Raw genomic sequence first — 6246 nt, 5'->3', positions numbered from 1 at the left:
CAGATCAAAGGCGACAGCCCGGCAATGCCGAGCTGCGCAGTTCTCTTGTAGGAGCGCACCCTGTGCGCGACCAACCTACGGAGCGGTACACCCCAGCGCTGCGGTCGCGCACAAGGTGCGCTCCTACAAGGGAGTCGAGGCCTTGTTGGCGGATCAAAGCCTGCGGTTGGCTATTTGTGGGAGCGCACCCTGTGCGCGACAAACCTACGGAGCGGTACACCGCAACGTGGCGGTCGCGCACAGGGTGCGCTCCCACAGACAATCAGAGCCTTCTCCCCACATGGGGAGAGGAAGGCAAGCTCAATGCGCCCTCTCACTATCCAAATGCGCCATCTGCGCCGCCGCATAGCGCTCTCCGGCCGCCGAGTTCTTCGGCACCGCAGCTTCGATGATGGCCAAATCCTGCTCGCTGAGTGAAACCTCCAGCGCTCCCAATGCCTCCTGCAATCGATCGCGGCGACGCGCGCCGACCAGGGGCACGATGTCCTTGCCTTGCGCGGCCACCCACGCAATGGCCAGCTGGGCGACGGAGACGTTCTTCTGTTCGGCGATGTTGCGCAGTGCATCGACCAGGGCAAGATTGTGATCGACATTGCCCGCCTGAAAGCGCGGACTGATCGCACGGAAATCGCCTTTGGCCGCGTTGTTCTTATCCCAGTGCCCGCTGATCAGGCCACGCGACAGCACGCCGTACGCGGTGATGCCGATGCCCAGCTCGCGACAGGTCTGCAGGATGCCGTCCTCGATGCCGCGGGAGATCAGCGAGTACTCGATCTGCAGATCCGCGATCGGATGCACGGCTGCTGCACGGCGGATGGTTTCCGTGCCCACTTCGGACAGGCCGATATGACGCACATATCCCGCCTTCACCATGTCGGCGATGGCGCCAATGGTCTCTTCGATCGGCACGTTCGGGTCCAGGCGTGCGGGACGATAAACGTCGATGTAATCCACGCCCAGGCGCTGCAGCGTATAGGCAAGGAAATTCTTCATCGCCGCAGGGCGCGTGTCGTTGCCGCCCCAGCCATTGGCCGGATCGCGCAACGCACCGAACTTCACGCTGATCAGGGCCTGCTCGCGCGGCACGTTTTTCAGCGCCTCGCCGATCAGCATTTCGTTGTGGCCCATGCCGTAGAAGTCGCCGGTGTCGAGCAGGTCGATGCCTGCATCGAGCGCCGCGTGGATGGTGGCGATGCTTTCGGCGCGGTCGGACGGCCCGTACATGCCTGACATGCCCATGCAGCCCAGGCCAAGGGCGGAAACGCGGGGACCGGTGGCGCCAAGTTGACGATGTTGCATGGTGGGTTCTCCAGAAGGTGGCCGCCGTGGGCGGTGGGGATGGCTTGGAGGGAAGTATGGCGCGGTACCCGGTGTACGATAATCCAGTCCTATCCGTACAACCTGTGCCGGAATCCGCACAATGGAAGAGCTTGGCCTAGCCGATATCGAAGCCTTTATCGCGGTGGCGCGCGCCCGTGGTTTTCGTGGCGCGGCGCTGCAGGGCAATGTCTCCGCCTCGGCCTTGAGCGCAGCGCTGCGGAGGCTGGAAGCACGTCTTGGCGTGCGCCTGCTCAACCGCACCACGCGCAGCGTCACGCCCACCGAGGCGGGGCAGCGTCTGCTCGATCGGCTGGCGCCGCTGGTGGGTGAAATCAGTGGCGCGCTGGACAGCATCAACGCCTATCGCGACAGTCCCACCGGCACGCTGCGACTCAACGTCCCGTCCATCGTGGCGCGGCATGTGCTGCCGCCGATCGCCACGCGCTTCCTCAAGGCGCATCCGGGCATCACGCTCGATGTGATCACCGACGATGCCTTCGTCGATATGCTGGCGGCGGGTTGCGATGCAGGGATTCGCTATGAAGAGCGCGTGGAGCGCGACATGATCGCGATGCCGATTGGTCCGCGCACGCAACGCTTCGTGGCTGCGGCATCGCCTGCTTATCTGGCTGAGCATGGGCGTCCTGCGAAGCCGCAGGACCTGGTCAATCACGCTTGCATTCGTCATCGCTTTCCCAGCGGCGTGATTGCCGCTTGGGAGTTCGAGCGTCGCGGCAAGCTCGTGCGCTTGCGCCCTGACGGCCGCTTGCTCGCCTCTACCATCGAGATGGAAGTGGAAGCGGCCGTCGCCGGCCTCGGCATCATCCACACCTTCGAAGAATTCCTGCAACCTGAACTCGCCAAAGGCACGTTGTTGCCCGTGCTGGAAGAATGGTGCCAGTCCTTCACCGGACCGCTGCTGTATTACCCCAGCCGTGCGCACATGCCGGCGCCACTGCGTGCCTTCGTCGATTTCATCAAGAGCGAAGGCACGCAGCAGGGGGACGGTGAAGTGCGCCGGACAAAGTGATCAGGGTTTGCGGAACTTGTAGATGAAGCGATCCGTGTTGCCCTTGACCGACGGGTCACGGATGCCCTTGGTGTGATCGTCGGCAGGATTGCGCAACGCATCGCTTTCGTTCTCGAACTGGAAACCCACGGCGGTCAGCTCGCTCTTCACCGCAGCGGGATCGATGCGATGCAGATCGTTGGTCTTGCTGATGCCGGTGCCGTCGGCCGCCGCATGATCGAGCACGATCAGAATGCCGCCGGGCTTGAGCGCGTCAAACAGGCTCTTGTCGAGCTTGGCCATGTCCGGCGTGCCCATGAAGGGGTCGTGCAGGTCGTGATAGTTCTGCGAGGTCCAGATCACGTCCACCGGCTCGGGCAACTTCAGTTCGTTCACCGGCTCCACCAGCACCGTGACGTTGGCGTAGCCTTCCTTGCCGGCAAAGCTGCGCACGCTTTCCAGGCCCTTGGGCGCGATCTTGTCCATCTCGGTGGGTTGCAGCGCGTAGACCTTGCCCTTGCTGCCGACCATGCGGCTGAACAGGCGCGTGTAATAGCCCTTGCCGGGCATCAGATCCACCACGATGTCGCCGGGCTTGATGCCGGTATAGCCGAGCACGACGGCGGGTTTGCGTTGCGCATCGAGCGCGCGGTCTTCTTCGGGACGGTTCTTGTCGGCGATGGCCAGCCCGACAAAGCTGGGCAGAGGATGCGTGGGCGGAGCCGCCACGGCAGCGGAAACGGCGAGCAATGCAGACACTACGATCAGGCAAACACGCTTCATGTCGGTAGATCCTCAGTGCACGTAGTTGAGAGCGATCGCAGGCGTGACGGACGACGTTGTGCGGTTGCCCGAAGGAATCACACGCACGCCCAGCAAGAGGCCGATGTTCGGCGACCAATTGTATTCGACGGCCGGTGCGAAGCCGATGTAACGGTTAGAACGCGCACCCAGCGAGGGGTCGGGTGGAAAAGGGTCGTTGTTGGCGAACTCCTGGCCGCCCACGTGCGTACTGCTGTTGTGGTTGTAGATCACATCGAGCGCCAGCACCCAGCGTCGCGTGAGGCTGTATTCGAACGACGCGTTGGCAAAGGCGTTGTTGCCGGGGCGCGCGTGGCCGCGAAAGCTTGCGTCGGTGCCGTAGACGCTTACGCCTTCCACATCGGTGCTCGATGAAAACGAGAAGGACACGTTGAAGCGCACGCGCATGATGCGCCCATTGGGCATCCACAAATACGTCTGCGTGTTCAGGCCGATGGTCGTGGTGTACGCGCCGCTGCCAAGGCCATCCGCGGGGCGATTGCCCAGACGATCGTACTTGCCGGACGGAAACGTCTCCTGCAGCTGGATCGCCACGGAGGGCAACCAGCTGCCCTCATGGAACTGCCGCAGCCGATATTGCGCCTGCACGGTGATGTCGCCGACCTGGATGCCGCTGCTGTTTGGCGCGTTGCTCACGCGGTTGTAGCCGAACACCGGAATGATGCCCATGGTGAAGTTGTTGGCCACGCCATAGTTGATGTACGTGCGCGAGCCGAAACTGTCCATGCCGCGACTGGTGACGTCGTAGAGGTAAGGCTCCAGCAGCATGTGTCCTGGCGGCAGTGTCTCGGCCGAGTTGGCCATCATCGGGCCGGTCCACCAGGCGTTCTCGCGGGTCTGCGGTACCTCGGACGCCGAGGACTCGTCCTGCGCATAGGCACGCTGGCAGGCGCCGGGCAGGCATAGCAGCAGTGCCAGGCACCACACGAAAAAGCGTGCGTCGATCAGCGATGCGGGCAGTAGGCGCTTCATGGTTGATGGCCAGGGCGGACGGGTGCAAGCTATGCCCGCAAGTGGTTGGCTTAAATAGCCACTTTGTGCTGAATCGACATGACCACTCTGGAGTCGTCGCCATGCAGCGCATTCCCGCTGGATTTCTGCCCCCCGTCGCCATGGACAGCGGCAGCGATACGCCCATGTACCAGCAGTTGTCGGACTGGTTCCGCCGGGCCATCAGCAGCGGCCAGTTGCGGCCGGGGCAGCGTGTGCCATCGACCCGCAGCCTGGCCAATGAGCTGGGCATTTCGCGCATACCGGTGCTCGGCGCCTACGAACAGCTGCAATCGGAGGGCTTCCTTGAGACCTTCACCGGCGCAGGCACCTGCGTGGCCCGGGCCATTCCCTCTGACCTGACGGTGCCACGGGCGAAGCTGGCGCGCCCCGAGCCGGCGGCAATGCACGGAGGCTCGCGACGCACCTCCCTGCGCGCCGCCCAGATGCGTACGCCGGAGGCCACCTGGCTGGCCAATATGGGTGCGTTCCGCGTGGGGCTGCCGGCGCTGGATGCGTTTCCGGCGGCGCTATGGTCGAAGTTGGTGAGTCGTCATGCGCGTCATCTGTCGGCAGAGGCGATGGGCTACGGCGACCCGATGGGCCATCTGCCGCTGCGCGAGGCCATCGCCGAATACCTGGGTGCGGCGCGCGCCGTGCGCTGCAATGCATCGCAGATCCTGATCACCACCGGTTCGCAGCAGGCGCTGCAGATCTGCGCCCATGTGCTGCTGGATCCAGGCGAGCGCGTGTGGATGGAAGACCCCGGCTATCCCGGCGCACACCAGGCACTGCGCACGGCGGGCGCGGAGCTGGTGCCGGTGCCGGTGGATGCGGAAGGCATCGATGTGGCACATGGCGCGCGAGTGGGAGCGGATGCCCGCGCCGTCTACATCTCACCATCGCACCAGTTCCCGCTGGGCATGGCGATGAGCGCGTCGCGACGCATGCAGCTGTTGCATTGGGCGGCCAGCAACGACGCCTGGATCATCGAGGACGACTACGACAGCGAATACCGCTTCGGCAGCCGCCCGCTGTCCTCGCTGCAGGGTGCGGACACGCATGCACGCGTGATCTATCTGGGCACCTTCAGCAAGGTGATGTTTCCCGCGCTGCGTCTGGGCTACGTGGTGGTGCCGGAAGATCTGGTCGCCGATTTCCATGCCGGACGCGATGCGATCGACACGTTCTCCTCCATGCTCTACCAGTCGGCGATGACCGAATTCATCCGCGAGGGCCATTTCGCGCGGCATATCCGCAGCATGCGCACGCTGTACATGCAGCGTCGCGAAGCCGTGCATGAAGCCATCCGCAAGTATCTTGGCGAGCGACTGGAAGTGATCGGCACGGAGGCGGGCATGCAGCTTGCGGGGTTATTGCCGCACGGGGTGGATGATGTGGCGGTGTCGCGCAAGGCGGCGACCAAGGGCGTGTCGGTGCGGCCGCTCACGCCGTGCTATTTGGAGCCGCCATCACGGGGCGGGCTGTTGCTGGGGTATGGCGGGGCGAATTTGGCGCAGATTGATGAAGGGGTGCGTCGGTTGGCTGAGTGTTTTTAGATTGGGCTGCGTTGGCATAGCTCGTCATGCCTGCGAAAGCAGGAATCCAGCGACTTTGCGCCTTGATTGTCGTGATACCGCCAGCGTGCCGCCTACGCGGCGGGCGTTTCGATCGGCTGCCGCCGCTCGAGTCACTTTTCTTTTGCTGGCCCAAAAGAAAAGTAACCCAAAGAAAATGGCCGGATAACGCCCGCNNTGGGATAAGCCCGAACGCTTGAGGCAGGCCGTCAGGGGACAACCTCCGAGGGTACACAGGGGTACCTCAATGCGCTGCGCAACGCGCCCGAATCGCTGAGGACTTAAAGCCGGGCCTCGCTGCGCATCGGCTTTAGCCCGTCAGCCATCCGCGTGCCAGCTTGTCTGTGGGAGCGCACCCTGTGCGCGACAGCCACGCTGCGGTGCACAGCTCCGTAGGTTTGTCGCGCACAGGGTGCGCTCCCACAAATAGCCGACCGCAGGCTTGGATACGCCAACAAGGCCTCGGCTCCTTTGTAGGAGCGCACCTTGTGCGTGACCGCAGCGCCGCGGTGTACCGCTCCGTCAGGT

5 protein-coding genes are annotated in these 6246 nt (G+C 63.9%); 2 read left to right on the top strand and 3 right to left on the bottom strand.

From position 1 onward, the window contains the following. Nucleotides 1-300 precede the first annotated feature (300 nt). The gene (locus Y882_RS17255) at nucleotides 301-1299 is read right to left on the bottom strand and encodes an aldo/keto reductase (protein ID WP_046973195.1); all 999 of its coding nucleotides are present in this window, start codon (nucleotides 1297-1299) and stop codon (nucleotides 301-303) included. A gap of 145 nt (nucleotides 1300-1444) precedes the next feature. Here Y882_RS17255 and Y882_RS17250 point away from each other — a divergent pair, with 145 nt between their 5' ends. Continuing rightward, on the top strand, nucleotides 1445-2350 hold the full coding sequence (locus Y882_RS17250; RefSeq protein WP_211259208.1) for a LysR family transcriptional regulator: 906 nt from the start codon (nucleotides 1445-1447) through the stop codon (nucleotides 2348-2350). On the opposite strand, the gene Y882_RS17245 is transcribed toward Y882_RS17250, so the two are convergent. Both Y882_RS17245 and Y882_RS17240 read right to left on the bottom strand, forming a co-directional pair. After that, nucleotides 2351-3112 (bottom strand): class I SAM-dependent methyltransferase, encoded by a 762-nt coding sequence (locus Y882_RS17245; protein ID WP_046973193.1) that lies wholly within the window; start codon nucleotides 3110-3112, stop codon nucleotides 2351-2353. Between the two features lie 12 nt (nucleotides 3113-3124). Further along, the gene (locus Y882_RS17240) at nucleotides 3125-4123 is read right to left on the bottom strand and encodes a hypothetical protein (RefSeq protein WP_046973192.1); all 999 of its coding nucleotides are present in this window, start codon (nucleotides 4121-4123) and stop codon (nucleotides 3125-3127) included. A gap of 101 nt (nucleotides 4124-4224) precedes the next feature. Here Y882_RS17240 and pdxR point away from each other — a divergent pair, with 101 nt between their 5' ends. Then, nucleotides 4225-5700, top strand: coding sequence for a MocR-like pyridoxine biosynthesis transcription factor PdxR (gene pdxR, locus Y882_RS17235; protein WP_046973191.1), 1476 nt, complete (start codon nucleotides 4225-4227; stop codon nucleotides 5698-5700). Nucleotides 5701-6246: the final 546 nt, after the last annotated feature.

The sequence above is a fragment of the Dyella japonica DSM 16301 genome (genome assembly GCF_001010355.1).
Classification (GTDB): domain Bacteria; phylum Pseudomonadota; class Gammaproteobacteria; order Xanthomonadales; family Rhodanobacteraceae; genus Dyella; species Dyella japonica.
This window is presented reverse-complemented; position numbering and strand designations above follow the sequence as displayed.

Bases quoted from the DNA above. Each gene is read 5' to 3' on its own strand.
- Y882_RS17255 (WP_046973195.1), bottom strand. From the start codon at position 1,299: ATGCAACATCGTCAACTTGGCGCCACCGGTCCCCGCGTTTCCGCCCTT.
- Y882_RS17245 (WP_046973193.1), bottom strand. From the start codon at position 3,112: ATGAAGCGTGTTTGCCTGATCGTAGTGTCTGCATTGCTCGCCGTTTCC.
- Y882_RS17240 (WP_046973192.1), bottom strand. From the start codon at position 4,123: ATGAAGCGCCTACTGCCCGCATCGCTGATCGACGCACGCTTTTTCGTG.
- pdxR (WP_046973191.1), top strand. From the start codon at position 4,225: ATGCAGCGCATTCCCGCTGGATTTCTGCCCCCCGTCGCCATGGACAGC.